We start from the raw sequence: 26,395 nt of genomic DNA, 5'->3' as shown, positions 1-26,395 counted from the left end.
TCACACCGCGAGCGCGAAGTAGACGAAGCCCGCCGCCAGGACGCCCGCCACCGCGCGGCGGACCGTGCCGACGCGGTCCCACGGGGCCTCCAGGGGCCGGACGAACTTCGCGATCGCCACGAGCAGTCCCGCGAAGAGCGGCATCCAGGCCAGCCGCGCCAGGATCCATCCGACCGTGTCCGGCGCGGTGGTCAGGCCGGGGATTTCGCCGAAGTACGAGGCGGGGACCGCGGCGGCGAGCATCGCCGTCTGGTGCCAGCACAGGATCGTCATCGCCGACAGGTTGATGATCACCACCGGGGCCCACAGGGCGGGGCGCCGGAGCAGCCGGGCCAGCCGGTCGCGCAGCAGGATCGCCGCACCGGACTGGACGGCCGCCAGCGCGAGGACGAGCAGGGACGGCGGGTGGGAGTTGGTACGGGCCTCGCCGGGCACGCCCACCATCGACGCCGGGTAGTGGAAGGCGAGCAGCAGGGCGGCGAACAGGGCCGCGCCGCCCGCGAGCAGCAGCCACGCCTCACGTCGGCCCAGCCGCTTGTCCGCCCAGGAGACGCCCAGTTGGTAGGCGAACATCCAGCCCGGAAGCAGGTTGAGCAGACTCAGCCAGGACGGCATGGCGTCCGCGCAAGGCCCGTAGCGGAGGAAGTCGACCACCGCGACGGAGCCGAGCAGCGGGGCCGCGGCCCAGAAGCCGAGACGCTGCGAGGCGCGGACACAGTACGGGGTGAGGGCCGTGATCACGGCGTAGACGCCGACGAACCACAGGGGCTGGACGACCAGGGTCGATGCGGTGTGCAACGTGGCGGTCGGGACGCCGAGACCGTAGTGCAGGGTCGGCAGGAGCAGCGCCCACACGGCGGTGACGCCGAGGACCGGGCGGCCCAGGCGCTTGAGGCGGCCGGTGGTCCATTGGCGGGTCGAGCCCTTGCGGCGTTGGAAGGAGAGGTACGAGGAGTAGCCGCCGACCAGGAAGAAGATGCCCAGCATCTGGAGAATCCAGCTGACCGGGGCCAGTTGGCCGAAGGTGGCCAGCGAGCTGGTGTTGTGCAGGCCGCCGGTGTCGAGGGTGAAGCCGCCGAGCAGCCAGTGGCCGGTCGGGACGGCCAGGAGCGCCAACGCGCGCAGGCCGTCGATGGCGCGGTCGCGGTGGGCGGGGGTCCGGTCGTCGATCTTGGCGGTGAGGGCGGTGAGCTTCGCGAGCTTCGTGGGGGTCTTCGTCATCACAGGTCTCCGCCGGCGATCGCCGCGAACGCGGTCAAGGTGGAGGTGCCGGGGGTGAAGTACTCGTCGTGCCCCGGGACGTCGTCGGCGGGCAGGACGGTCGCGCCGAATCCGGGCGAGGTGGGGTCCGCGCCGTGGCCCAGGCTCAGGACCTCGACGTTGGGGACGCGATCGATCCAGTCGTCCGGAGACTTCGCCGCCCAGACGCGGGCATCGGTGTCGAGTGCGGTGACGTCGTCGGCGCGCATGCCGGGCGAGCCCATGACGACGATGTCGCTCGCGTCGGTGTCGGAGGCGGCGAGGCCGCAGACCACCGAGCCGTAGCTGTGGCAGAAGAAGGAGGGGGCGGGGAGGCCCACCGCGTCCAGGCCGTCGGTGAAACGGGTGAGGCGCTCGGCGCCGGTCTCGGCGAGCCGGCCCGTCGCCAGGTCCAGGCCGATACCGGAGGGGGTGGTGTAGCCGGCCCAGGCGATGACGGCCGTGTCGTCGCCCGCCTCCTCCTGAAGGTCGGCGGCCTGCTGTGCCGTACGGTCGAACGTCGAGATGTCGATGTCCGAGCCGGGGACGATCACCGCGACGTGGGCGGCGTTCTCCAGGTCGCCCGCGACGTGCGCGATCAGGCCGCGGCCGCGCGGGTCGTACGCCAGGACCTGGTCGCCTGCGGGAGCGTTGGCCTCGTAACGGAGGTGTACGGGGGCGCCGTCGAGGTTGCCCACCACGGTGGGGTGGTCCTCGACGAGTCTGCGCTGCTGAGCGCCGGTCAGGCCGGCGAAGAAGGCCGCCACTTCGGACGGGCTGGCCGTGGTGGGATCCGGTAGTTCCTTGCCCAGGGAGTCGTCCGCCAGCCAGGCGGCAGTACCGGGGGGCGGACCGCTCAGCGGGCTCTCGGTGCTCGCCGAGGCCCGGCCTGCCGTGCCGCCGACCAGCAGTGCGGTCAGTAGGGCGGTGATCAGAGTCTTCCTGAAGCGACGCATCCGTCCCTCTCCCTCCGTCTCGTCCGTGGTGACGGCGAGAAGGTAGGAAGACGGTGGGGGGTGGGGCGTCACCCCGGGGAGCCAAGTCGGCAGTGATACCCGGGTAGGGGGTGGATTAGGTGCTGACCCCCCGGGGTGGGCGGGGGTTTCCCGCAGGGCTGGGGGGCGGGGGCGCCGGGACGATGGGCGAAGATTCAGCAGCGGGCACGGCCGCCTTGCAGGTCGTGGAGCCCAGGCGAGTGACTGATCGTTGCAGAATGACGTTCGGAGTCGGCGCGAGCAGACGATGCCGCAGGCAAGTTGGGGCAGGCCGAGGTGGAGGTCGGCGCGTATCCCGTAGCGGGTCCGCAGCCGTTTGAACCGGTGGGGCCAGGCAAAGGTGCGCTCGACCACCCAGCGGGTCTTGCCCAAGCCCGAACCGTGAGCGGTGCCCTTGCGGGCGATCTTCGGGGTGATGCCCCGGGCTCGCGGGAAGCGGCGGTACGTGTCGTCGTAGCCGCGGTCGGCGAACAAGCGCTTGGGCCGGTGACCGGGGGCCGCGAGTCCCGCAGATGTGCGGGATCGCGTCCGGCAGGGGCATGAGCCGGGTGACGTCGTGGCGGTTTCCGCCTGCCAGGGACACCGCCAGGGGCGTTCCGTGCCGGTCGGTGATCAGGTGGTGCTTGCTGTCCGGGCGAGCCCGGTCGACCGGCGAAGGTCCGGTGTGAGCCCCCCTGTGAGGGCCCTCACGCGTGAGCCGTCGATCGCCGCGTCGTCCGGGTCCAGCAGCCCCGCTGTGCGCGGCTCGGCCGGCAGGGCCTCGTGCAGACGGGGCCGGACTCCCGCCCCGGTCCCCTCCCGAAGCCGCCGCCAGGCCGTCACCCCGCTGCAGCCGGTCCGCTCCGTGGGTACATCAGCCCAGCTCACGCCCTTGCGCAGCACGTGGACGATTCCCCGCAGGGCAGCTCGGTCGTCACCACGACAGCCACACGGCCGCCCGGCACCGCCTCAGCCCGACGACCGGCCACTGCTCCATGCCCGTCCACCGGCGGGAACGCGACGTCCCGAGCCGGCCATCACGCCACGGACCGACCGACACGAGGCCGGCAGATCACACCGGGCCGGGGCCTGGAAAGGCGAAGAGCCGGGGCCCGCACCCCACGGTGCGGGCCCCGGCTCTCAGATACGCCAGGCGTCGGGCGTCAGGCCGGGACGATGTTCTCCGCCTGCGGGCCCTTCTGGCCCTGCGTGACGTCGAAGCTCACCTTCTGGCCCTCGTGGAGCTCACGGAAGCCCTGAGTGGCGATGTTCGAGTAGTGGGCGAAGACGTCGGCGCCGCCACCGTCCTGCTCGATGAAGCCGAAGCCCTTTTCGCTGTTGAACCACTTCACGGTGCCAGTAGCCATGCCTGTCTCCTTATAACGGGGCAGTGTCCAAGACCGCACTGCGCGGCCCCGAAAGTCGCCGCGATGATTGCCCCGCCCGGAAAAAGCACCGGAAACAAGAAAGTGCTCCCACGGCACAGGATGCCGGTGGGGGCACTTGTAAGTCTTTGGGAACCACAACTGCAACTGACATCGACACTAGCACGGGAAGCGCCGCAGCGGGCGGAGAACTTTTCCGGCCTCCCCCCACGGCGGTCCGGAACCCGCGGGGCGGCAGCCGGCCGGACCCCCTCACAGAGCGATGCGGTTTTCCACCTCCGCGCACCGGAACACTCCCGCACCGGGGAGGACAGCCCTCCACCGGACCCAGGCGGACCGGCCCGGGCAGGTCCCCGATCGGCGCAGCTCCCTTGATCCGCAGAACCTCCGCGAGCCGGCCTTCAAGGATCACGATGCGGCAGGCGGCTTCGATCGGGTTACCCCGGTCGACGAGGTCACGGACGCGCGCGGCGATGCGCAACCGGTAGCGGAAGTAGCGACAGCGCCCGCCCCCGGACCGCAGAGGGGTGATGAGCCCGGCCTCGCCGATGCCCCGTAGGACAGCGGCGGTGACACCGACGAACCCGCTCCACACCGCCGTGGCCGGCCCCGCTGCCCTCGTGCGCTCCTGGCGGGACGGGCGTCTCGGGGACCGCGGACCCTCCTGCTGATCGCAGGTACCGTGTCCGGAGCCGTCGTCGGCGCCGTGATCAGGGGTTTCGCCGTTCCCGGCCCGCGCGTCTTCAGGCATGGGCAGGTGCGGTACAGGAAGTCCCGGTGAGATTGATCTCAGTCAGTGCCGATCCTCCAAGCCCTCGTCCTCGCGCCACACCGTGGACCCGGACACCGCGGGACGGCTCACCCGGACTCATCCACGAGAGCCCAAAAAATCCGGACGGCGATGTCGAGAACCCGCGTCCGGCTCCGTCCCCGGGGTGAACGCGACCACAATGGGTCGTACGAGCACCGAGGAGAACCACGATGGCCAAGTACCTGCTGCTGAAGCACTACCGCGGTGCCCCGGCTCCGGTCAACGACGTGCCGATGGACCAGTGGAGTCCGGAGGAGATCTCGGCGCACGTGCAGTACATGAACGACTTCGCGGCCCGGCTGGAGAGGACCGGCGAGTTCGTCGACGGTCAGGCGCTCGCCCCCGAGGGAGCGTGGGTCCGCTACGACGGTGAGGGGCGCCCGCCGGTCACCGACGGGCCGTTCGCGGAGACCAAGGACCTCATCGCCGGCTGGATGATCATCGACGTCGACAGCTACGAGCGCGCCGTCGAGCTGGCCGGGGAGCTGTCGGCCGCCCCCGGGGCGGGCGGCAAGCCGATCCACGAGTGGCTGGAGGTACGCCCGTTCCTGACCGCGCCGCCCACCATCACGGAGTGACGTCACCGATGGACGAGGTCCTGCTCAGGAGCCTCACGCCGAGCGTGCTCACCGTCCTCGTCCGCCGCGGAGCCGACTTCGCGGCGGCCGAGGACGCCGTGCAGGACGCGCTCGTCGAGGCGCTCCGCGTCTGGCCGGCCGACCCTCCACGGGACGCCAAGGGCTGGCTGGTCACCGTGGCCTGGCGCAAGTTCCTCGACGCGATGCGCGCCGACACCGCCCGCCGCCGGCGTGAGGACCGCCTCAAGGAGGAGCCGGCGCCCGGGCCGACGCCCGCGGCGGACGACACGCTCCAGCTCTACTTCCTGTGCGCCCATCCGTCGCTGACCCCGGCATCGGCGGTCGCGCTCACGCTGCGCGCCGTCGGCGGGCTGACCACCCGCCAGATCGCCCAGGCCTACCTGGTGCCCGAGGCGACCATGGCGCAGCGCATCAGCCGGGCCAAGCGCACCGTGGCCGGCGTGCGCTTCGACCGGCCCGGCGACGTCGCCACCGTGCTGCGCGTCCTCTACCTGGTCTTCAACGAGGGCTACTCCGGCGACGTGGACCTCGCCGCCGAGGCCATCCGGCTCACCCGGCAGCTCGCGGCCCGCATCGACCACCCCGAGGTGGCCGGGCTGCTCGCCCTCATGCTGCTCCACCACGCCCGGCGCGCCGCCCGGACCGCGCCCGACGGCAGCCTGGTGCCGCTCGCCGAGCAGGACCGCGGCCGGTGGGACACCGCGCTGATCACCGAGGGCGTCGGGATCCTGCAGGCCGCCCTCGCCCGCGACCGGCTGGGCGAGTTCCAGGCCCAGGCCGCCATCGCGGCCCTGCACGCCGACGCGCCCACCGCCGAGGAGACCGACTGGGTGCAGATCGTCGAGTGGTACGACGAGCTCACGCGCCTGACCGACAGCCCCATCGTCCGGCTCAACCGCGCGGTCGCCGTCGGGGAGGCCGACGGACCGCGCGCCGGCCTGGCGGCGCTCGCGGCGCTGGACGCCTCTTCCCCGAGCTCTCCCAGCGGGGAACACCCCTTGCCCCGCCACGCCGCGGTGGCGGCGTACCTCCACGAGCGCGACGGCGACCTGGCGACGGCGGCACGGCTGTACGCCGAGGCGGCCCACCAGGCACCCAACCTCGCCGAGCGCGACCACCTGACGCGCCAGGCCGCCCGGCTCAACGCCCGCCGGCGTCGCTGACAGGCCGTGCCCGGATCTTCCCGCGGCACCGGGCGCGTGGCCGGGTCGGCGGAGGCCCCACCGTCGCCACTGAGGAAGTCGTCCGGGCCGCCCGGGACCTGCTGCCCGGCCCCGGCCGCTCGATCACCTCGATCGCCAAGCTGCCGCGCGTCTCCCCGGGCACGCTCTGCAACCACATCCCGGCTCCGGGGGAACTGCGCGCCGGCGCCGTTCCCCGCCGGCTCGAAGCTCCCGCGAAGCAGGCAGACCCGGCAAGATCGATCTCACCGGGATTTCCCGTACCTCACCTCCTCACCCCGGTGAACATTCCGACCAACCGCCGGCCGCCTCGTGTCTCCCGAACCGGTGTCGAAGTGCTGTCCTTCCGAGGTTCTGGCACAACTTCTGTGGTGCGAAGAGGAAGCGCCTCCGTTTTGGTTCTGGGCCACACAGCTGACCTGCGCGGCTCCGGACAGGGCACCGTCGGTGAGCCGCCGCGACGGTCGACTTCACAGAAGCTGTGCCAGAACCCTCTCCGACGTACGGAGTCAAACCATCGACGAGCACCCCCTTGACCACCGTCGGCTTCAAGGCGGTCAAGAGGTGCTCGTCTTCGAAGCCAGGGGAAGCGCCAGCCGCGCGCGGGCGGCACGAGCGCGGTCTTCTCCCAGGTCTTCTGCGAGGTCTTCTCACCCGGACGCGCCAAGCCGGTATCTGCGCAGGCCACGGCAGTGGACAAGGGGGTCTGCTACCGCCGCCTTCTTCCCCGTACCGCCCTCACCTCGTCCATCCGGCGGATCAAGACAGTCCAGCCCTACGAGGGCGGGGCGAGCCAGGCGAGGATCTGCTCCTGGGCCTGAACGAGAGCGCCGACCACCCCGAGTGCCATCGCTCTCCGGCGTGGACGATCCCGGACCGGGTGGCAACGTAGGTGAAGTCGGCCAGCCACCCACCGCTCGTTCGGACGGGACGCGGTGAAGCCGCGCCTGAGTGGGCCATCGGCCCGCTCATGCCCGTCGTCCCGGACGGTGGTGCGGACTTTCTTCCCTCGACGGGCGCCCTTGAGGCCGAGATCGCGGTGGCCGCGCATGCCACAGCCGGCAAGGTGCGGCATCGGCCACTCATTACCCTCGGGGTAATCGACCGATCCCCCCTCCCCCGGCAGGATCAGGCACATCGGCGGGAACCCCCGCCGGGATCCGGCCGCAGCCGCAGGGAGAGCCTCATGTCCGTCACGTCCACCACCAGTACGGCGATTCCAGTCACCACCGTGAATTCCGTCGCCGAGGCCACCCGGGCCGTCGTGCAGGAGTTCCTTGCCGCCCGGTTGGCCGGGGACACCGGGCGGCTCGTTGAGCTCTTCGCCGAAGAGGTCGACTGGCTGCTCGCCGAGAACCCCGCCGTCCCGTGGATCCGTCCGCGGTCCACCGCTGCCGAATGCGCCGCCCAGTTCACGGAGTTGATGGAGCACACCGTGCCCGAGGACGCGCGCGCCTCCGTGGAGACCTTTCTCGTCGACGGCGTCGACGCCGTTCTGATGGGGCACCTGTCGGGGACCGTACGCGCGACGGGAAAGTCCTTCGCGGGCCCGTTCGCGCTGCGCCTCACCGTCGAGGACGGCCGGATCACCCGGCACCACCTCTACGAGAACAGCCTGTCGATCGCCGAGGCCTGCACCCCGTGAAGGGTGCGGGCGGCCGTCCGGCGAAACGACGACGGGACTGCGGGTCAGGGCGGGGTCACTGCGGAGCCGGCTGTTTCCTGCTCGAGCACGGGGTCGGCTGATCGCCGTGCCGTCCGTGGCGCACTCGGCCGGCCCGGCTCTGCTGCCTCAGTAGACGCTCAGGCCGTACGCCGACAGCCACTCGACCACCGGCTGGTAGTAGGTGAAGCCTCCCGAGCTGCAGTTCCCGCTGCTGCCGACGATGATGCCGAGAGCCGTGCCGCCCGAGAAAGCCGGACCGCCGGTGTCCCCGGGCTCGGAGCAGATGGTGGACCGGAACAGTCCGTATACGGTTCCCTCGGCGTAGCTGACGGTGACGTTCACGGCCTGGACGGTCCCGCAGCGGTATGCGGTGGTCCGTCCGACGTGGCAGATCGACTGCCCGATGACGGGATTCGCCGCGTTGGTGATGTCGCGGGTACCGGCGCCGGCGCCCAGCGAGACCTCGCCCGGGTAGGCGACCGCCGTATTGGTGTACCGGATACTCGCGTAGTCGTTGCCCGGGAAACTCACTCCTGCGGTGACGCCGACGACGATGGTCAGGGCCGGGTCGGCGTACCAGGTACTGGCGGCCCGGGCGCACCGGCCGGAAACGAGCGCGTACAGCGTGGAGCCGGAGCGGGCGTTGAAGCCCACGGTGCAGCGGGTGCCGGCGCTGTAGAGGGTGTCGCCCCCGCGCACCACGACGGCTGCCTGGTGCTCCGCCGGCTGGCCGGCCTGTGCGGCCGGTCCGATGGCGGCGGACCAGCCGAGGAGCAGCGCCAGTGCGACGACGGCCCGGACGACGATTCGGAGGGGTCTTTCGGAACGCAGGGGACTCACGGCGACCTCCTATGGCATGTACCTGCCATTATGCGCCTCCTCGCATCGGGATGGTCAGGCCGAAAGCCGCCAACCACACGGCCCGTGGACGAGGCCGACGGCCGTCCCGACCCGCCCATCGCACCCGCCCGGCCCGGTTGACCTCCCGCACCACCCGCAGGCCGGGCAACCTCTCGCAGGCGCCGGACACGCGCGCCCGCACCACCGCCGGCGCCCGGGTGCTCGCCCGGTAGCCCTCGATCCGCACGAGGGCCGGGCATCCGACGCAGAAGGTGCAGCCGGCCCGTTCGGCGACGGCCCGGCCGCCTTGCCCGCGTAGCAATTCCGCCGGCCGAGCGGGGGCGGTTCGCAGGTCAGCAGGGTGCCGCCCTCGCGGCGGCGCAGGCCGGAGGGGTACAGCAGGCCGGCGAAGGCGCTGTCCCGTCCGGCCCGGCGGCCCCGCCACGCCTCGTCCTCCAGCCCGCTGGACGGCATTCCGCCCAGTCCGACGTTGTGCCGCAGCCGGAAGGCGCGCGGCGTCAGCCACTTCACGTCCGAGAGGGCGATTCGCTCCGGCCGGGCGTCTCAAGACGGTTGAAGCCGGCGAGGCGGGGCGAGACGGCGAAGGGGAAGGATTCGCCGTCGGGGGTCTTGAGGGCCGCCACGATGTCGTGGTCCGGTGCGCCGAACACCTCGAAGTGCTGCACGGTGCAGTGCTCCATCACCGCGCGGATGTACGGATCCGACAGCCGCCAGTGGGCGCGGATGGCATCGGAGTCGCGGTAGAGCTGGAAGCTGTGCGCCAGCATCCGCTCCTCGTCGATGAAGACGTCCACCATGAGCTGGGGGCCGTGCTCTTGAGCGAATGCCACCGCCTGCGCGATGGCGTGCCGGAAGCCGTCGAGGTGGCCGTCGGTGATGCGCATGGTGTTGCGGAAGAGAATGGTGCTGCTGTTTGCGGTCTTCATGTGCCGAGTGTTGTACCTGAAGCAAGGTTGAGGTCAAGGCTGCGGCTCAGCCGGGGATACCGGCGACGACGCCGAGGTTGTTGACGAAGCCCTGGCGGGCCGCTTCGCGTCCTTCTCCGGCGCGAAGGACCGGACAGCACCTCGCGCCCAAGGCCGACGGTGAACCGGACATCACCTCGCAAACCGTCCTCTGGAATCTTCACGTCCGCCGACGCGGCCGGCGTGTCCGGGCCGGCTGCCACGAAGTCCCGCGCGACCGCGATGTCGTGGAGCAGCTTGAGCGCGGCCAGTTCCTTGCCCCAGGTGCCGCCGGTGACGCACGCCGGGTTGTCGGCCCTGCGCCGGCGTCAGTCCTCCCAGTCCCCGACATCGTCCCGGCGCAGCCTGGTCCCCGTGCGCGCCGCGCTGCCACAGGAAGGTGAGGAACAACCGTAGACGGGCGCGCAGATCACCCGCGTCCCTTCAGGCTTCGCCGAGAACGCCGGCCACTGGGAGCACTCACCCGCCACATTCGCCCCCTCAGCCGCAACACGACCTGAGGTAACACGAAGAAGCAGACCGCCCGGACAACGTGCCCACCGGGCGGGAGTTGGAGAACACCATCCGCGTCCACGCCAACCGGCTCCAGGTCCTCACACTGCGCAACGCCGAACCGGAGGACCGGCTCCACCAACACGCCGGCCACGACGTCAGCATGATCCGGGTCGGACCGGCGCACGCTGTCACGCATCAGTACGTCGACCGGTAATTGATCTTTTCGGGGAGTGAGCCAGTGCGGGCCGACCCCATCACTCCCGTCCATTCGGGGTTACCAGGGGACGACGCCCTCGTCGTCGAAGAAGCCGCCGCGCGGTCCGTCATCCGGCAGGGTGGCGAGCCGGACAGCGATCGCAGCACCCTGCTCGGGTGTCCGCGGCCCGTTGAAGCCGGTGAAATCGGTGGCGACGTAGCCGGGGCAGGCGGCGTTCACGATGACGTTCGTGTCGGCGAGTCGGCGGGCGTACTGCACCGTGACGCTGTTGAGCATCGACTTCGACGGTGCGTAGGCGGCCATGATCGGGCCGGTCTGCAGGGTCAGCGAGCCCATGTTGCTTGACATGTTGACGATGCGCGGCGAGTCCGCGCGGCGGAGCAGCGGGAGCATCGCGTTCGTCACCCGGACGACCCCGAACACGTTGGTGTCGAGGACGGTGCGGACGACGTCGAGATCGAGCGTCGTCGGGTCCTGCACGCCACCGTCGGTCCGGCCGGAGATGCCCGCGTTGTTGACGAGCACGTCGAGCCGTCCTGCCGTCCTCTCGATGGTCGCCGCCGCTGCGGCGACGCTGTCGTCGGAGGTGACGTCGAGGGCGACACCGAACGCATCGATGCCTGCGGCCCGCAGACGCTCGACGGCCTCCTCGCGCCTGGCGTCGTCGCGCGCGCCCACCGCGACCGTGAAGCCGATCGCTCCGAGGCCCTGTGCGATGGCGAAGCCGATTCCCTTGTTCGCGCCGGTGACCAGCGCGGTCTTCGTGTCGTTCACCCGGTCCATGCTCCGCGAGTCGCGCCCTCGCTGTCCAAGACCGACTCAATCCGCTGTGATACCCACCAGGTATCAGTCGGTAGGCTGGTCGCGTGGACGATCTCGAGACCCGCGAACTGCGGTACTTCGTCGCCGTCGCCGAGGAACTGCACTTCGGACGCGCCGCGGTCCGGCTCGGGATCACACAACCGCCACTCTCACGCGCGATCCGCCGGATGGAGCGGCGGCTCGGCGTCCGGCTCCTCGACCGGGACCGTCGTGGAGTGGAGCTCACCGATGCCGGCGAGGTGATGCTCCGCGAGGCCAGGGCGGCCCTCAACGCGGTCGCGGCCGCTGCGCACCGGACGCGGCGTGCCGGGGATCCGAGGCGGCCTTTGGTGCTCGCGACGAAGGCCGGAGCGTCCCACGAGCTGCTGCAACGGCTCCTCGACGCGCTTGCGAGCGACCCCGGTGCGGCACCGATCGAAATCCTTCTGTGCGAGGTCGGCGAACAGGCCGGGCTGCTGCGCGGTGGGCGCGCTGACGTGGCACTCATGCACCGGCCGTTCGACGACCTCGCCGGGTTCGACACCGAGGACCTCTACGTCGAAGGCCAGGTCGCGATCCTCCCCGCGGCGCATCCGCTCGCGTCACGCGATCAGCTCACGCTGGCGGATGTCCGCGACGTGCCGGACCTGCCGATCGCTCGATGGCCCCGGCTCGACGGTTCCTACCCGGACGGGCCCGGACCGGAGGTACGCACCCAGTCGCAGCTCGCTCAGCTCGTGGCGCTCGGCAGAACGCTGCTCGTCATCCCTGCCTCCAGCCGTGCCTGGCAGTGGCCCGAACACGTCGCGATACCCGTCGTCGACGCGCCGGACGTCACCACGGTGATCGCATGGCCGCCAAGCAGTCACTCACCGGCGGTCGCATCACTCGTCCGCACAGCGATCAGACTCCGCGACACCGCGCTGCCCGCGCCCGCCGAATGAAAGCCAGCCGCACCGTACGCCCGATACGGCTCGGGCGTGCTCCCTCTGAGGAATCGACCCATCCGGTTGCGGGCTCCGACGGCGCCAGGCGTCCAGCTAGGGCGTGTGCCGAAAGTGGCTGGTGGTAACTCTGTGGCCTGTGCTTCCATCCCGGAGCGAACAACGAGAACTCCGAGGCCGCTGCGGGGAGACCAGGCCACCGGGTCCGGCGGCGGGCCGATGGCGATGTCGAGGCGTGCGTTCGGGTCCTCGCGGAAGTCCATCAGTGTGACGGTTACCCGGTGAACTGGCCCGACCAGCCCGATGAGTGGCTGTCGCACGCTTCCCTGTGGGGGCCTGGGTCGCCGAACTCGACGGCCGTCTCGTTGGCCATGTCAGCTTGTCCCGCAGTGGCGACGGAGACCTGGCCCCCGGTGTGTGGAGCGAGCGGAACGGGTCGTGTCGTGGTTCAAGGACGCCGGGCGGCCCCGCACCACGGCGGTGGCCAACCGGTGGCTCCGGGAGTTCCCGATCCTGCGCCGGTGGTGTGTCCGTTGCCGACCACGCTGCGGTAGGGACTGAATGCGCCCAGCTCAGGGAGTGAGGCGTCTCTCGCCGCATTCATGAACCGGTTCATAGGGGACTCGCCCATCCCGTTGTGCCGCCGCCCAGCGTCTCTCGGGCGGCGGCACGTGAGGGGAGAGAGATCCTGTGGCGGCTCAGTCCGTGCAGTCGAAGTACCTGTACCAGAAGTGGGAGTCGCCGCTGTCGTTGGCCCAGGCGTTATGGGAGATCTCGTCGCCGGGCCCCAGGCAGAGGGTCATTCCTCCTGACTCGCCCGCACTCGCCCACACGCCGACGTAGGAGTAGGAGCCCGGGATGCCGTTGTTTTCCCAGGAGGAGTCCTCATCGGCGATGTTGCCCTCCCACCAGTGGTCATTGCCGCTCCAGTTGAAGCGCTGACCCTCGAAGTTGGCGTCGGTCCAGGCACAGAAGTCGCCGTAGTTGCAGTCCGGGGCCGCGTGGGCGGATCCTGGCAGGGCCATGACGGCCGCCAGGGCCAGACTGCCGGCCGCGGCAAAGGATGCCAGGGTCTTTCGCATGATGTGTTTCCCTTCGGTCTGCGTTGCACAGAACTGCCGGAACGACTGCTTCGCCCCGGTCAGGAGTTCGTGGGTGCCGCTGGTCAGGGCAGGAGATGCAGTTCCTCCGCCTTCCGCAAGGCGGCCTGTTGCAGATCTCGGTACTCATTGATCTGAGCGCGGTGCTCTCGGGTGATCTGCGCTGTGTAGCGCTCGGTGATCACAGACAGGCCTGAGGATCGCGCACAGGAGACTTCGGTACGCTTGGCGGCCTTGCTCGGGGGCTTGGCCCGCAGTTCGAGCTGTTCCCGGGCCGAGTACCCAGCGTGCTTCATGCAGGAGGACCACGCTGTCTTCGCCTCGGCGAACCGGGGATCCCCTGAAGCCTTCTTGTTCGCCTCGGCCGGAATGTTGTTGACGATCGTCGAGACCCGGAACCAGCGGGCGAAATCGTCGTACAGCTTCCGCTGCGCCTCGTAGCGGCAGCCGGACGTGCTCCGGCTGACGGTGTAGCCGGTGGCGAGACGGACGGATACGGACTTGGCGTTCGCGGGGCCGTTGAGCGCATGGTCGAACTCCCGCTGCCGCTCTCTGGGGAGTTCCCTGACCGTTTGGTGGTCAACGGAGGGAAACCCTCTTGACTTGAGACAGCGTTCGAGCAGTACGCGTTCCGCATCCAACAGGGCCGAGGCATTGTGCCGAGGCGTTGCCCTGACCGATCCTCCCGGCGGTGAACCGACGAACGTGATCGCAAGCAGCGCACCCGCGGATACCAGGACCACGCCCGACACGATGTGTTTTCGGCGCATCCCAGGCCCTTTCCGTATTCGGATTCGCGCTGCCGGCCCCTCACGGACCCTTTTCGTCGACTGGTCGCTGATCAGACGCTTCCCCCCTCTGGTTCGGCCCTGCACTGCAGCTTGCCAACCAGCGGGGAAATCCGCGCCCCTTTTCGGTCTGGGCCGAAACCCGGTGGTACGGGCCACGACGGTGTGGCTGCATGAGGCGCGCGGCGGACCGTGTCCAGCCGCGTCCACCAGTGCTCGTCCCTCCGTCACACCGCCGAGGGGTCAAGTCCGCGCGCCCGTTCGGCGGCCTGCCGTTGGAGCCGTTGAGCGGCTGGTCGGCACTACGAGGGAAGACCGTCGCCTGTGTCTCTGCAGTGCGGGACTTGGCGGGTGTCATCGCGGACGCCGCCTACCGGATGCCCGCCGCTTTCGCGCGGCCGGCGCCGCGCCGGCACACCACCGGCCGTCCGGTGCCCCTGGGCCAGGGCGCAGCGTCGTGGGCGGTGGTACGAGCGCGGCCGTCCGGGCGACCGCCGGGCCCCGGGGCGACGGGCGGGGAGCCCGCCTGGATGATCACCACCGCGACCCTGGCCCTGGTCCGCGAGCCGGCCGGGGCAAGCACGGCCGTTCCAAGGCATCCCCGTTTGCCCTGTGAACCGCTGGCCGTTCCTCAGCGTGTGTGCCGCGGAAGTTGCACACGCTTGCACCCCGGGCAGGAGAGCTCCCGTTGGTCCGCACGGGGCGCTCGGCCTGCTCAGTGGGACAGGGCGCGTCCCCACCCCGGGGCGGCCATGGCGGCGACCGCGGCCTCCCGCACGGCCTGTACGCACGGGCGGTAGCGGTGCCGGGCCGACCAGCCGAGGGCCGAAACGGACGGGGAGAGGTCCACCACGTCGACGTAGCGCACCCCTGGGCGGGGGAAGAAGTCCCGGGCCGCCGCGGGCAGGAAGCACATCCCCTCCCCCCGGGCCACGGCCAGCAGCAGCCCCTCCATGTCGGAGGCGACGGGGCCGTAGCGCACGCGAGTGCCGTCCGGGCGCGGGTCCACCGCCCAGAAGTCCCACCACACGCGTGGCACTTCCGGGGGGACATCCACGAAGACGCGGTCGGCTAGGTCGGCGAGGGAGACCTCGGACCGTTCCGCCAGGGGATCGCCGGCCGTCAGGCAGGCGACGCGGGGTTCGGTGGCCAGTTCCAGCACCTGGATGGCCGGCGGCACCGGGGGCCGGAGGAAGGCGACATCGATGTCGCCGGTGAGCAACTGGGCGAAGTGTTCGGCGAAGTTGAGGCTGCGTATCTCAACGGTGATCTGGGGGTGGAGGGCGCGAAGGCGCTTGAGGATCGTGTGGGTGTAGGGCATTGCCGCCTCCGCGCCAATTGTCCCGATCACCACGTGTCCGCTGAGAGTGCGGGCCCACTGGCCGGCACGGACGCGCAGCAGGTCCATCGCCCCCACCGTGGCGCGCGCCTCCACCGTCAGCGCACTGCCCGCGTCGGTGAGACAGACCGTGCGGTTGTCCCTGGAGAACAGCAGGACGCCCAGCCGCCTCTCCAGCTCCTGGATCTGGCGGCTCAGTGCCGACTGGGTCATGTGCAGCCGCGCCGCCGCCCTGCCGAAGTGCAGCTCCTCGCTCAGCATCAGGAACAACCGCAGTTGATGGACACTCGGCTCCGCCGTCCCTGTCGAACCAGGCACCGCAGCCCTCCCCCATCTGCGGCCATAGCGACCGCTGCATCAATCAGTCCCATTTTCTCATCACCCGCATCGCTGACAAACACGATTTCCCCGTATGACTCTGTGGTGACCGCTCCCTCCGCCGGCCGGGCTGACCACCGGGCGGGCGGCGGCATCCGTGACCCGAGGCGGAAGGACGGAATGCGGAAGGACGGATTGAAGACACGCCTGCTTCCCGGCGTGGGCCCTGTGCTGCCCGCCTGCTTCCCCGGGCCGACGGCCTCTCCGCCATCGCGGCGCCGGTGCCTCGTACCGGCCTTACCGCCAGGCCGGGCGGCGGCGTCGAGGGCATGCCGGGCGGGACCGAACGGACGCTGCCCAGCACCGGCGCCCACCAGGCTCTCCACTGGCAGGGCCCCCGGACCGCCGGGGCCGGGGACGGCATCCCGCCGGAACGACGCTTGCGGACGAGCCGGCCACCCCGTGCCGCGAACGAGTGCCCGACAGCACCCGGCGGGGGTTCCCGTGCGTACCGGACCGCGGCAATGATCGCGGGAGTTCCGGCCGTCCTGGCCCCGGCACCGACGACCATCCGAGCGGCAGCCACTCCCCGGCCGACGGCCCGCGCACGTCACACGCCGCCGTGTCCGGCACCGTCCTCAGGGCGCGAGGCGGACGCAACCCGACGCCGATCGGCTGAGTCGGCCGCGGGTGGGACGCAGGCCACATGCCGTACGAGCACGGGCAGCCGCCGGCCCGGCACGTCCCGCAGGCGGCGCCCGTCGCACGATGCGTAATCCCGGAACACACCGGTCGGAAAGCGTGTTCCAGTACCGCCCACCCCACGGGAGACCAATGTGCTGCGCATCCATTTCACGGACGGGGACCTGGCACGCGTCCGCCTGGCCCGGGAGCCGGATCCGGTCTGGGAGACCGTGCTGGGCCTGCACCAGCTGACCGCACCACGGCGCGGCCTGCCGGTCTTTGCCCCTTGGCGGCGCAGTGCCCGCGCCAGACTCGCGGAGGAACACCTGGCGGACCCGGTCCGGATGCTCACCGCCCTGGCCCCCGCCTCGGCGGGCTACTGGCCCGACTTCCTGACCCCCGGCGCTTCGGCCGACGGACTGGAGCCCGCGCTGGAGGCACTGCACGCCACCCCCGGGCGGCTGGTGCGCCAGGAGCTGACCCGGCTGGCGGGCACTCACCCGTTACCGCGCTGGGCACACGCTCTCGCCGGGGGCGAGCGGCACCGGATGGAGGAGGTCGCCACCGCGTTCAGGCTGGTGCATCGCACGATCATCATGCCCGGCTGGACCGGAGCGGCCAGGACCACCGAGGCCGACCGGGCCCTGCGGACACGCGTCCTGCGCGATCGCGGCGTCCATGGACTGCTGGACTCCTTCCGGCCCCTGATGGACTGGCGACCGCCCGTGCTGCACGTGAGCTACCCCGAGGACCGGGACCTCCACCTCGGCGGACGCGGCGTGCGGCTGATCCCCTCCCACTTCTGCTGGAAGAACCCCGTTGCCCTGGCCGATCCGGCCTTGCCCCAGGTCCTGGTCTACCCCGTCGCCCATTCCCCGTCCTGGGTACCGGCGGTCACCCGCGACCGCCTCCCCAAGGCGCTGGCCACCCTCCTCGGCCGGACCCGCGCACGCGTGCTGGCCGCCCTGGAGGCCACCGCGACCACCGGAGAACTCGCCCGGCACCTGGGCATCTCCGCTTCCTCGGCCAGCGAACACATCACCGCCCTGCGAGAGGCCAACCTCGCGCACAGCCAACGCGACGTCACCCAGGTCATACACACCCTCACCCCGTTGGGCACCGCACTCCTCCGCGGTGAACTCCCGCCCCACGCGCCGCCCGGCTGACGGACGTGGAGTACGTCCCGCGGTGCACCACCTTGGATACGGAATGCCGCACCTTTTGAGGCGGTACGGACCGGTCCGGCGAGGTCGTCGATGCCGCACGGGACGAGAGGTTGCCCAGGCTCTTCTTCGGACGCCCCTGCGCCCTCGGCCGGTACGGCACCGTCCGGGCCCGGCCGGCCGTCGTCGGCCCGGCCGTCGCCGATGCCTTGGGCGCGACGAAGAGGGTGCTGTTGCCCGCCGGCCGCTTGAGACCGCAGCAGGCCCAGGTGCCGGTCTCCCGGTCCGGCCCGTGGCGACGTCGGTGGCGGTGCCGCCCCACCCGTGGAACCCGAGGACCGACCGGTAGGGGGTGGTTGCGGTCACAGCCGTCCGGGAGATCCGGTATGAAGCTGCGGCTCACGCCGCCGCTCCGGATCGTGTGCGTGCCGTCCCTCGGGGTCGGGGCCTTGCCGCATCCGTCGGTCGCGGCACTGGGAGCGGCCTCGGCGGACGAGGCGGCGCTGCCCGGGGCACTGCCCGCGGCCGGACTCCCCATGGCCGGCCGCGGGCAATGCCGCGATCGCGAGAGACGCAGCGAGAGGCCGTTTCCTCAGAAGTCCTGGTGGTGCCGCTCCGTGTCGTTGCCGCACGGGGACACGTCTCCTCCTTCAACGGATGGGTTCCTCCCCCGGGCCGACTCCGCCTGTCGGCATCCGACACCCCGTACGGCGGGGGCGCCTTCGCACGGGCGCTTCCGCGGCGGCTCGGCCGCCTCGGACCGTTCCCCACTCGTTCAGCCGCCCTCACCGGGCGGCGCCCGGTGGTGCATCAGGAGGTCCCTTCGGCCACGGCACCGCGGGCTGCGGCGCAGCCGCCGGACGGGGCGGGGCCCGGGCGGAGGCACCCGAACCCGGCCTGCCCGCCAGGGTCCGCCGAGAACCGGCCGACGGACCCGCGCCGGATCACGCCGTGCTCGCGAACGGACCCGTGCGGCGGCGAACCGGGGTCGGCAGGAGCGGGAAGGCGGCACCGGCCTGAGCGACAGCACCGCGATCGCAGAGCATGTTCGGCCGTACGGGCAGCGGCTACGGTTCCGCATACCCCCTTCGGTCAACCCGCCGCCCCGTGCGGCAACGGGCGGTCCTGCGCCCTGTCGACTGCCGCCGTCCCCGCCTTCCAGTCGCACGTGGCACGGCAGGCATGGAGGGTATTGACACCACCTCTTCGCCTCCTATCATCCATGCTGTCCGACCAGTCGTAAAACGTTCGAAATATCAGACAGCGGATCGGATGAAACGGTCTGCGTCCGCCCGCCAGGCCACGCAGAGGATTCGCCCTTTGTTCCATTCCGGAGAGGCTCTCCGTGCATGCACCGCGCCGGAGCCGCAGATCGACGCGATGTTCGTGTGGGCCGACCCTCCGGCCGAGCCGTCTTGGAGCGCTCAGTGGCCCCATTCGCCGACCCCGCCGCGCCCGGTCCCGCGCGCCGCGCCGATGCCCACCGCTCCCGGCACGACGGGCGTGGGCGCGTCCTGGCCAGCCCGCGGCAAGCACCCGCTCCTCGTTCGGCACCACGCCAGGAACCGCGCCGGGGACCGCAATTCCCCTCGCCGCCGGTGGAGTCGCAGCGGCTGGAAAGCCATCCCCGCCCGACAGGGCCTACCGCACCCATGCCCAGCGAAGGAGAGCCGCAGATGTCATGGAACCCCCGTGAGGTGAGCCGCCGGAGGGCCCTGGCCGCCGCCACCGGACTGGTCTCGGCAGCCGCGCTGCCACTCACTCCGGCCCGCGCCGCCACCCCTTCCGCAGCCGCGGACTCCGGCCTCCGGCCCCTGGCCGACTTCACCAACCCGGTGATCTGGCAGGACTTCGCGGACATCGACATCATCCGCGTCGGCAACGCCTACTACTACTCGGCCTCGACCATGCACTACTCGCCCGGCGCGCCCGTCCTGCGCAGTTACGACCTGGTCAACTGGGAGTTCGCCGGCCACTCGGTGCCGGTGCTGGACTTCGGCGCCAAGTACGACCTCAACGGCGGACGCGGCTACGTCAGGGGCATCTGGGCGTCCTCCCTGGCCTACCGTCCGAGCAACCGGACGTTCTACTGGATCGGCCAGATCGACTTCGCCCGGACGTACATCTACACCGCCCCCGCCGCCGAGGGCCCCTGGAACCGGCTCACCACCCTCGGCACCGCCTACTACGACGCCGGGATGCTCGTGGACACCGACGACACCCTGTACGTCGCCTACGGGAACACCACCATCCACGTGGCCCAACTCTCGCCGGACGGGCGCACCCAGGTCCGCACCCAGCAGGTGTTCAGCACGCCGTCCAGCGTCGGCACCCTCGAGGGCGCCCGCTTCTACAGGATCAACGGCAACCACTACATCTTCCTGACCCGTCCGGCCAACGGCCAGTACATCCTCAAGTCCACCTCCGGACCCTTCGGGCCGTACACGATGCGGCAGGTCCTGCTCGACCTGCGCGGCCCGATCGCCGGGGGCGGGGTGCCCCACCAGGGCGGGCTCGTGCAGACCCAAGGCGGCCAGTGGTACTACATGGCCTTCGTGGACGCCTACCCCGGCGGCCGGGTCCCCGTCCTGGCGCCGGTCTCCTGGACCTCGGACGGCTGGCCCGTCATCCAACTCGTCAACGGCGCCTGGGGCGTGAACTACCCCCAGCCCAACGTGCCGCCCCCTCCCCGCCAGGTCACCCCCATGACCGGCATCGACACCTTCGACGGGACGGGACTGAAGCCGAACTGGGAGTGGAACCACAACCCGGACAACACCAAGTGGTCGGTCAACAACGGACTGCGCCTGCAGACCGCCACCGTCACCGACGACCTGTACGGGGCCCGCAACACCCTCACCCACCGCATCCAGGGCCCCACCTCCACCGCCACGATCGAACTCGACGTCTCCGGGATGCGGGACGGCGACCGGGCCGGGCTGGCCGTCCTGCGCGACTCCTCCGCCTGGATCGGCGTCAAGCGCGCCGGGGATTCGTCGCGCGTGGCCACGGTCACCGGCCTGACCATGGACGCCAACTGGAACACCACCGGCACCGGCCATGAGACGGCAGGCGCCGCCCTTGGGGGCAGCCGCGTCTGGCTGCGCGTGCAAGCCGACATCCGGCCCGGCACCGGCCGGCAGGCGCGCTTCTCCTACAGCACCGACGGCGTCGTCTTCACCTCCATGGGGCCCGCCTTCACCATGGGGAACGACTGGCGGTTCTTCATGGGCCACCGCTATGCGATCTTCAACCACGCCACCCGGGCTCTCGGCGGCTCGGTCACCGTCCGGCGGTTCGCACTCACCACACCATGACCACGGTTGCCCGACCGCGCTCGTCCCCTCCGGCCGGCCGCCCGGCCGGCTCGGCCTGTTGACCTGACCCGCGCCATCCCCACCTGCCGACCGCGTCGCGGGTGCCGTTCGGCGATCGGCCCGGCGGCGCCCCGCGGGAAGGAACCACGATGCCCAAACCCCCCATCGCACGACTGCTCCGCATCCTCGCGGCCGCCGCGCTGGCGGCCGCCGCTTCGACCACAGCCCCGGTCCACTCGGCCGCTCAGGCAGCGCCCGGCAGTCCGGCGCTCACTCCGCCGCTGGGCTGGAACAGTTGGAACAGCTTCGGGTGCAACGTCAACGAGACGGTGGTGCGCCAGGCGGCCGACGCCATGGTCACCTCGGGAATGCGCGACGCGGGCTACCAGTACGTGGTGGTCGACGACTGCTGGTTCGACCCCCAGCGTGACGCGCAGGGCAACCTGCGCGCGCATCCGACCAAGTTCCCCAGCGGTATGAAGGCCCTGGGCGACTACATCCACAGCCGCGGGCTGAAGTTCGGGATCTACCAGGTGCCCACCGAACGCACCTGCGCCCAGCGCGTGGGCACCCACCCCGGCTCCACCGGCAGCATGGGGCACGAGGCCCAGGACGCGCGCACCTTCGCCTCCTGGGGCGTGGACTACCTCAAGTACGACTGGTGCTCCCCCGACGGCACCCGCGAGGAGCAGATCGCCCGGTTCTCCCTGATGCGCGACGCCCTTCGCGCCACGGGGCGGCCCATCGTCTACAGCATCAACCCCAACAGCTTCCACGCCATCACGGGCGACACGTACAACTGGGGCGAGGTCGCCGACCTGTGGCGCACCACCGAGGACCTGCTGGACGTCTGGCAGAACGGCAACACCAACAGCTACCCGATGGGCGTGGGCAACGTCGTCGACATCAATGCCCCGCTGGCCGCCCAGGCCGGCCCCGGCCACTGGAACGACCCGGACATGCTGGTGGTCGGCAGGCCGGGCCTGACGCTCACCGAGTCGCGCTCGCACTTCGCGCTGTGGGCCCTGATGGCGGCGCCGCTGATGGCAGGCAACGACATCCGCACCATGTCCGCCGACGTCAGCGCGATCCTGCGCAACCCGCGTCTGCTGGCCGTGAACCAGGATCCGCTGGGCGCGGGTGGGCGGCGGGTGCGCGACGACGGCGCCACCGAGGTGTTCGCCAAACCCCTGTCGGACGGATCGGTCGCCGTGGGCCTGTTCAACCGGGGCGGCGACACCGCGACCGTCACCACCACGACCGCCCAGGTCGGCCTGTCCGGCAACGCGTTCACGCTCACCGACCTGTGGACCGGCAGCACGTCGAACACGTCCGGCCACATCTCGGCGAGCGTCCCCGCGCACGGCGTCGCCGTCTTCCGGGTGACGGGCGGCAGTCCGCTGACCGCCACCACCGCCCGTCTGCGCGGCAACGGGTCCGGCCGCTGCCTGGACGTCGACGGCGCCTCCACCGCGGCCGGAGCGTCCGTACTGCTCTGGGACTGCCACACAGCCGCCAACCAGTTGTGGACCACCTGGGCCGGCGGCGAGATCCGCGTCTTCGGCGACAAATGCCTGGACGCCCACAACCAGGGCACGGCCAACGGCACCCGTGTCGTCACCTGGTCCTGCAACGGCCAGGACAACCAGAAGTGGACCGTCCACTCCGACGGGTCGATCCGCAACGTCCGCGCCGGGCTCTGTCTGGACGCCGAGCAGGCCGGCACCGCCAATGGGACCCGGCTGATCCTGTGGACCTGCAACGGCCAGGACAACCAGAAGTGGACCCGCGTGTAAGGACTCCCGACGCAATGGGCTGCGCCCCGGGCCGCGGTGTCGCCGCCCGGGGCGTTGCCGAGGTGTTGCCGGGAGCGTGGGCCCATGAACCCGGGTCATCCGCTGCCCTGCGGGTTCAAGGCCGTCGCCACGGTCTCGCTGCTGGAGCCGGAGGAACGAGCGCTCGGCCTCGGCCTCAGCCGGCGCCTGCCGCCGTCATGGGTCGCGTCGAACGCCGCTCCCGAAGGAACCCACTGCCTGTGGCCGGCCCTACGGGATCCTCTCCTGACCGGTTCCGCCAGGCGGCGCCGGCAGATCAGCGCACAGCCCAGGGTGAGGAAGGCTCCGTGGCTGTCGTCGCGGAACTCCCAGCGGATGCGCAGGCGGCGGAACCAGTGCGACAGCGCGATGGTCTGCTCGCCCCCCACCGCCGGGTGCCCAGGCCGGAGCCGTGCTCGGTGCCGCGGCGGGCGATGACCGGCTTGACGCCCCTGGCCCGGACCTCGCGGCGGTAGCAGTCGTGGTCACAAGGATGGGAGCGATGTCGTTGCCGCGGGTCAGCGGCCACGCCGGCGCGGTCTGTGCCGGGTGGCGCCGATCTCGGCGCCGGCCGGGGCGTGGGCGGCCGGCCCACGACCGGCAGGGCGACCGGATCAAAGCGGCATAGCAAACAGATCCGTGAGGCGTACGGGTTCCGGGCGAGCACCGAAGAGGACCAGGAGCGGCCGCTGAGCCGTGTCCTGTGGAACTCCCGCGGGATCGGCCGGCGGCAGCGGTCACCAGCCGATGCCGGCCGCCACCGGCAGATGGTCGCTGCCGGTGGCCGGCAGTACCCACGAGCTCTTCGGCTCCACGCCCCTGACCAGGATCTGATCGATCCGTGCCATCGGGAAGGACGCCGGCCAGCTGAAGCCGAAGCCGTCCCCGGCCGCTTCGTGGGCCGAGCGGAGTTGCGAGGTGAGGCCGTCGAACGCGCGGTCGTCGGTGGTGCCGTTCATGTCGCCGAGCACCACCACCCGCTCGTTCCGCTCGGCGGCGACGGCCTTGGCGAGCGCGACCGCGCCGACGTCGCGCGAGTCCGTCCAGAAGCCGTGCCTGGGCATCAGCCGCACCGACCCCAGGTGCGCCACGTACACCACCAGCGGCCCCCGGTCCGTGGCCACCGTGGTGCGCAGCGCCCGGGGCGGGTCCACGGGGAGGTCCTCGGCCTGCCGGGTTTTCGCCAGCGGCCCGGCATTGCCCCGCAGGACGTTGACCGCCCGGGAGTCCGACAGCGGCAGCTTGCTCCACAGCCCGACCGTGCCCTGCACCGTGTGGTACGGGTATGTCTTCGCCAGCTCCTTCTCGTACGCGGCCGTGGCCCGCGGGGTCATCTCCTGGAGGGCCAGCAGGTCCGCCCCGGAGGCCGCCAGGTCGCGGGCGGTGCCGGCCGGGTCGGGGTTCTCGGCGTTGACGTTGTGGCTGACCACGGTGAGGTCGCCACCCGGCTGGGACTTGTCGAGGAGCAGTCCGCCGAAGAGGCTCAGCCACGCCACGACCGGCAGCAGCAGCGCGACCACCGCCGCGGCGGAGCGGCGCCACAGCGCCCCGGCAAGGAGCACCGGGATGAACAGGCCGAACCACGGCAGGAACGTCTCCACCAGGCTGCCGAGACCGCCCCTGTCCGTGATCTCCGCGTGCAGCAGCAGGAGCAGGCCGAGCACCAGCGCCGACGCCGCGAGCACCGGGCCGCGCTTCCACGGGTCCGGCCCGGAGAGGCTGCGGATCGCCCGGCGGATACGCGCGCGCCGGGTACCCGGGCCGGTGTCCCCGCGGCCGGCGCCGCACTGCCCGGCCTGAGCCGTGTCCGGGATCTCGGCGCGCTCCTCGGCGTCGCCCTGCTGCCGCGAATCCGGAACTTCTCGTAGTGCTTCACTCACTGATCAGATGTCCTTCGGGGGAAAGTGCTGGTGGTGCGGGCAGTCGAACGGCGACACGGAGCCCGCCCCCAGCGCGCGGGGTGATGGTGAGGGACCCGTCGTGCACCTCGGTGATCCGCCGGACGATGGCCAGGCCGAGCCCGACACCTGCGTGGTCGTTGCGCGTGCGTTCGGTGGCGCGCTGGAACGGCTCGGTGAGGGTCGAGACCAACTGCGGGGAGAGCTTCTCGCCGCTGTTCTCGACCGTGAGCACCACGGTCTCGGGGCCGGCGCCGGTCTCGATCCACACCGTGCCCTTGTCGGACAGGTTGTGCACGATCGCGTTGTGCACGAGGTTCGTCGTCAACTGCAGCAGGAGCGCCTGCGAGCCGAAAGCCGGGGCGATGTCACCGGAGGTCTCGATGGTGACACCGCGCTTCTCGGCGAGCGGGAGCAGTGTCTCGGTGGCCTCTTCCACGAGCAGGGAGAGGTCGACGGGTTCCCGGGTGAAGGACCTCTGGTCGGCGCGGCTGAGCACGAGCAGTGCCTCGGTGAGGTCGATCGCCCGGGCGTTGACGGCGTGCAGTCGGTCGATGATCTCGCCGAGGTCCTGCGTCGGATCGTTGCGGGCCACGTCGAGGAGCGTCTGCGAGATCGCCAGCGGGGTGCGCAGTTCGTGCGAGGCGTTGGCCGCGAATCTCCGCTGCTCGGCCACGTGCGCTTCGAGGCGGGCGAGCATCGTGTCGAAGGCGTCGGCGAGTTCACGGAATTCGTCCTTGCGGCCCGGCAGCCGGATCCGGTGGGAGAGCGATCCTTTCGTGGCCATGCTTGTGGCGTCCGTGATGCGGGTCAGCGGGGCGAGCATGCGGCCGGCGAGAATCCACCCGCCCACGAGCCCGAACACCAGCAGGAACGCCAGTACCGCGGCTGCCCTCGGAGCGAAAACGTCCAGGAGGGCGGACCGGACGGGAAAAACACCCTCGAACCTGTCATCGGGGTTGATGAGCATCGCACGATCGGGGACGTAGCGCAGGAGGAACACCCACACCGCCGCGAGCAGCAGGAGACCGGCGAACATGAGGAATCCGGCGTAGCTGAGGGTGAACTTGAAGCGAACGCTGAGCCCGGGCCGCCTATCCACGGGCTCTTCCCCCGTGGCCGGCCGCTGGTTGCGTGTCGATGCGGTATCCGACGCCGGGCACCGTGGCAATGACCCAGGGTTCACCGAGCCGTTTGCGCAGTGCCGAGACCGTGATGCGTACGGCATTGGTGAACGGGTCCGCGTTCCCGTCCCAGGCCCGTTCCAGGAGTTCCTCGGCGCTGACGACACCGCCTTCGGCGGCGACGAGGACTTCGAGCACGGCGAACTGCTTCCTGGTCAGCGCGACGTAGCGGCCGTCACGGTGGACCTCGCGGCGGAACGGATCGAGCCGCAGACCCGCGATCTCCCGCACGGGCGGCCTGTTGTGTGCACGTCTGCGGTCGAGTGCTCTGAGCCTGAGCACGAGTTCCCGGAGCTCGAACGGCTTGGTGAGGTAGTCGTCGGCGCCGAGTGCGAACCCGGAGACCTTGTCGTCGAGCCGGTCGGCGGCGGTGAGCATGAGGATCGGCATGCCGCTGCCGGAGGCGACGATGCGTTGGGCGATCTCGTCGCCGGAAGGGCCGGGAATGTCGCGGTCGAGGACGGCGATGTCGTAGGCGTTGATGCTCAGCAGTTCCAAAGCGGTGTCACCGTCACCGGCGATGTCGGACGCGATCGCTTCCAGGCGCAGGCCATCGCGGATGGCTTCTGCCATATAGGGCTCGTCCTCGACGATCAACACTCGCATGCTCCGAGGGTACGAGTCGCCACATATCGTCGGCATATCGAAAACC

21 protein-coding genes and 5 pseudogenes are annotated in these 26,395 nt (G+C 71.1%); 11 read left to right on the top strand and 15 right to left on the bottom strand.

Annotation, left to right across the window (positions count from 1 at the left end):
- The 5 genes and pseudogenes from VE546_RS04280 to VE546_RS04260 form a co-directional block, all read right to left on the bottom strand.
- Positions 1-1,221, bottom strand: a complete 1,221-nt coding sequence (locus VE546_RS04280; RefSeq protein ID WP_324918502.1) for an acyltransferase — start codon at positions 1,219-1,221, stop codon at positions 1-3.
- Entirely contained in the window at positions 1,221-2,195 is a 975-nt protein-coding gene (locus VE546_RS04275) for an alpha/beta hydrolase (protein ID WP_324918500.1), read from the bottom strand. The genes VE546_RS04280 and VE546_RS04275 overlap by 1 nt, the downstream gene beginning before the upstream one ends.
- A gap of 261 nt (positions 2,196-2,456) precedes the next feature.
- Positions 2,457-3,149, bottom strand: a pseudogene (locus VE546_RS04270) (IS5 family transposase); the annotation flags it as partial.
- A gap of 227 nt (positions 3,150-3,376) precedes the next feature.
- Complete coding sequence (locus VE546_RS04265) at positions 3,377-3,580, bottom strand: cold-shock protein (RefSeq protein ID WP_324918497.1); 204 nt, start codon at positions 3,578-3,580, stop codon at positions 3,377-3,379.
- A 391-nt stretch (positions 3,581-3,971) separates the two neighbouring features.
- Positions 3,972-4,178 (bottom strand): annotated as a pseudogene (locus VE546_RS04260) (MerR family transcriptional regulator); the annotation flags it as partial.
- Between VE546_RS04260 and VE546_RS04255 the strand changes: the two are divergent.
- From VE546_RS04255 to VE546_RS04235, 5 genes and pseudogenes are all read left to right on the top strand, one after another.
- A pseudogene (locus tag VE546_RS04255) lies at positions 4,165-4,346 on the top strand (sulfite exporter TauE/SafE family protein); the annotation flags it as partial. The pseudogenes VE546_RS04260 and VE546_RS04255 sit on opposite strands and share 14 nt — an antisense overlap.
- Before the next feature lie 233 nt (positions 4,347-4,579).
- The gene (locus VE546_RS04250) at positions 4,580-4,987 is read left to right on the top strand and encodes a YciI family protein (RefSeq protein WP_324918494.1); all 408 of its coding nucleotides are present in this window, start codon (positions 4,580-4,582) and stop codon (positions 4,985-4,987) included.
- Positions 4,988-4,995: 8 nt separating this feature from the next.
- A complete protein-coding gene (locus tag VE546_RS04245) occupies positions 4,996-6,171 on the top strand; it encodes an RNA polymerase sigma factor (protein ID WP_324918510.1) in 1,176 nt (391 codons plus the stop codon).
- A gap of 710 nt (positions 6,172-6,881) precedes the next feature.
- Positions 6,882-7,010 carry a hypothetical protein gene (locus VE546_RS04240; RefSeq protein WP_324918491.1) on the top strand — a complete coding sequence of 43 codons (129 nt, stop codon included), beginning with the start codon at positions 6,882-6,884 and terminating at the stop codon, positions 7,008-7,010.
- A 365-nt stretch (positions 7,011-7,375) separates the two neighbouring features.
- On the top strand, positions 7,376-7,834 hold the full coding sequence (locus VE546_RS04235) for a nuclear transport factor 2 family protein (protein WP_324918489.1): 459 nt from the start codon (positions 7,376-7,378) through the stop codon (positions 7,832-7,834).
- Between the two features lie 147 nt (positions 7,835-7,981).
- Here the strand turns inward: VE546_RS04235 and VE546_RS04230 are convergent, their stop codons facing one another.
- Together VE546_RS04230 and VE546_RS04225 are read right to left on the bottom strand one after the other, a co-directional pair.
- Positions 7,982-8,695: a S1 family peptidase gene (locus VE546_RS04230; protein WP_324918487.1), complete on the bottom strand. Its 714-nt coding sequence runs from the start codon at positions 8,693-8,695 to the stop codon at positions 7,982-7,984.
- A gap of 527 nt (positions 8,696-9,222) precedes the next feature.
- Positions 9,223-9,642 (bottom strand): hypothetical protein, encoded by a 420-nt coding sequence (locus VE546_RS04225; protein ID WP_324918485.1) that lies wholly within the window; start codon positions 9,640-9,642, stop codon positions 9,223-9,225.
- 589 nt (positions 9,643-10,231) lie between these two features.
- On the opposite strand from VE546_RS04225, the gene VE546_RS04220 reads away from it, so the two are divergent.
- A complete protein-coding gene (locus VE546_RS04220) occupies positions 10,232-10,390 on the top strand; it encodes a hypothetical protein (protein WP_324918483.1) in 159 nt (52 codons plus the stop codon).
- Between the two features lie 60 nt (positions 10,391-10,450).
- On the opposite strand, the gene VE546_RS04215 is transcribed toward VE546_RS04220, so the two are convergent.
- The gene (locus VE546_RS04215) at positions 10,451-11,176 is read right to left on the bottom strand and encodes an SDR family oxidoreductase (RefSeq protein WP_324918481.1); all 726 of its coding nucleotides are present in this window, start codon (positions 11,174-11,176) and stop codon (positions 10,451-10,453) included.
- A gap of 83 nt (positions 11,177-11,259) precedes the next feature.
- Here VE546_RS04215 and VE546_RS04210 point away from each other — a divergent pair, with 83 nt between their 5' ends.
- Both VE546_RS04210 and VE546_RS27930 read left to right on the top strand, forming a co-directional pair.
- A complete protein-coding gene (locus VE546_RS04210; protein ID WP_324918478.1) occupies positions 11,260-12,138 on the top strand; it encodes a LysR family transcriptional regulator in 879 nt (292 codons plus the stop codon).
- 137 nt (positions 12,139-12,275) lie between these two features.
- Positions 12,276-12,586, top strand: a pseudogene (locus VE546_RS27930) (GNAT family N-acetyltransferase); the annotation flags it as partial.
- A gap of 250 nt (positions 12,587-12,836) precedes the next feature.
- On the opposite strand, the gene VE546_RS04200 reads toward VE546_RS27930, so the two are convergent.
- From VE546_RS04200 to VE546_RS04190, 3 genes are all read right to left on the bottom strand, one after another.
- A complete protein-coding gene (locus VE546_RS04200; protein ID WP_324918475.1) occupies positions 12,837-13,220 on the bottom strand; it encodes a peptidase inhibitor family I36 protein in 384 nt (127 codons plus the stop codon).
- A gap of 83 nt (positions 13,221-13,303) precedes the next feature.
- Positions 13,304-13,981: a hypothetical protein gene (locus VE546_RS04195; RefSeq protein ID WP_324918472.1), complete on the bottom strand. Its 678-nt coding sequence runs from the start codon at positions 13,979-13,981 to the stop codon at positions 13,304-13,306.
- A gap of 760 nt (positions 13,982-14,741) precedes the next feature.
- Entirely contained in the window at positions 14,742-15,683 is a 942-nt protein-coding gene (locus VE546_RS04190) for a LysR family transcriptional regulator (RefSeq protein ID WP_324918471.1), read from the bottom strand.
- Between the two features lie 836 nt (positions 15,684-16,519).
- Between VE546_RS04190 and VE546_RS04185 the strand changes: the two genes are divergently transcribed.
- The 3 genes from VE546_RS04185 to VE546_RS04175 all read left to right on the top strand — a co-directional run bounded on the left by VE546_RS04185 (position 16,520) and on the right by VE546_RS04175 (position 22,643).
- Positions 16,520-17,533, top strand: coding sequence for a winged helix-turn-helix domain-containing protein (locus VE546_RS04185; protein ID WP_324918469.1), 1,014 nt, complete (start codon positions 16,520-16,522; stop codon positions 17,531-17,533).
- Between the two features lie 1,673 nt (positions 17,534-19,206).
- Positions 19,207-20,847: a glycoside hydrolase 43 family protein gene (locus VE546_RS04180; RefSeq protein ID WP_324918466.1), complete on the top strand. Its 1,641-nt coding sequence runs from the start codon at positions 19,207-19,209 to the stop codon at positions 20,845-20,847.
- A gap of 149 nt (positions 20,848-20,996) precedes the next feature.
- Complete coding sequence (locus VE546_RS04175) at positions 20,997-22,643, top strand: glycoside hydrolase family 27 protein (RefSeq protein ID WP_324918464.1); 1,647 nt, start codon at positions 20,997-20,999, stop codon at positions 22,641-22,643.
- A 290-nt stretch (positions 22,644-22,933) separates the two neighbouring features.
- On the opposite strand, the pseudogene VE546_RS04170 reads toward VE546_RS04175, so the two are convergent.
- The 4 genes and pseudogenes from VE546_RS04170 to VE546_RS04155 form a co-directional block, all read right to left on the bottom strand.
- Positions 22,934-23,133 (bottom strand): annotated as a pseudogene (locus VE546_RS04170) (IS5/IS1182 family transposase); the annotation flags it as partial.
- A 265-nt stretch (positions 23,134-23,398) separates the two neighbouring features.
- Positions 23,399-24,388 (bottom strand): endonuclease/exonuclease/phosphatase family protein, encoded by a 990-nt coding sequence (locus VE546_RS04165; RefSeq protein ID WP_324918507.1) that lies wholly within the window; start codon positions 24,386-24,388, stop codon positions 23,399-23,401.
- A 145-nt stretch (positions 24,389-24,533) separates the two neighbouring features.
- Positions 24,534-25,661: a HAMP domain-containing sensor histidine kinase gene (locus tag VE546_RS04160; protein ID WP_324918461.1), complete on the bottom strand. Its 1,128-nt coding sequence runs from the start codon at positions 25,659-25,661 to the stop codon at positions 24,534-24,536.
- Positions 25,654-26,349 carry a response regulator transcription factor gene (locus VE546_RS04155; RefSeq protein WP_324918459.1) on the bottom strand — a complete coding sequence of 232 codons (696 nt, stop codon included), beginning with the start codon at positions 26,347-26,349 and terminating at the stop codon, positions 25,654-25,656. Before VE546_RS04155 ends, VE546_RS04160 begins: the two co-directional genes overlap by 8 nt.
- Between the last annotated feature and the right edge of the window lie 46 nt (positions 26,350-26,395).

The organism is Streptomyces sp. (assembly GCF_035644915.1).
GTDB lineage: Bacteria > Actinomycetota > Actinomycetes > Streptomycetales > Streptomycetaceae > Streptomyces.
The sequence above is the reverse complement of the archived record's forward strand: the minus strand, read 5'-3'. Positions and strand labels throughout refer to the sequence as shown.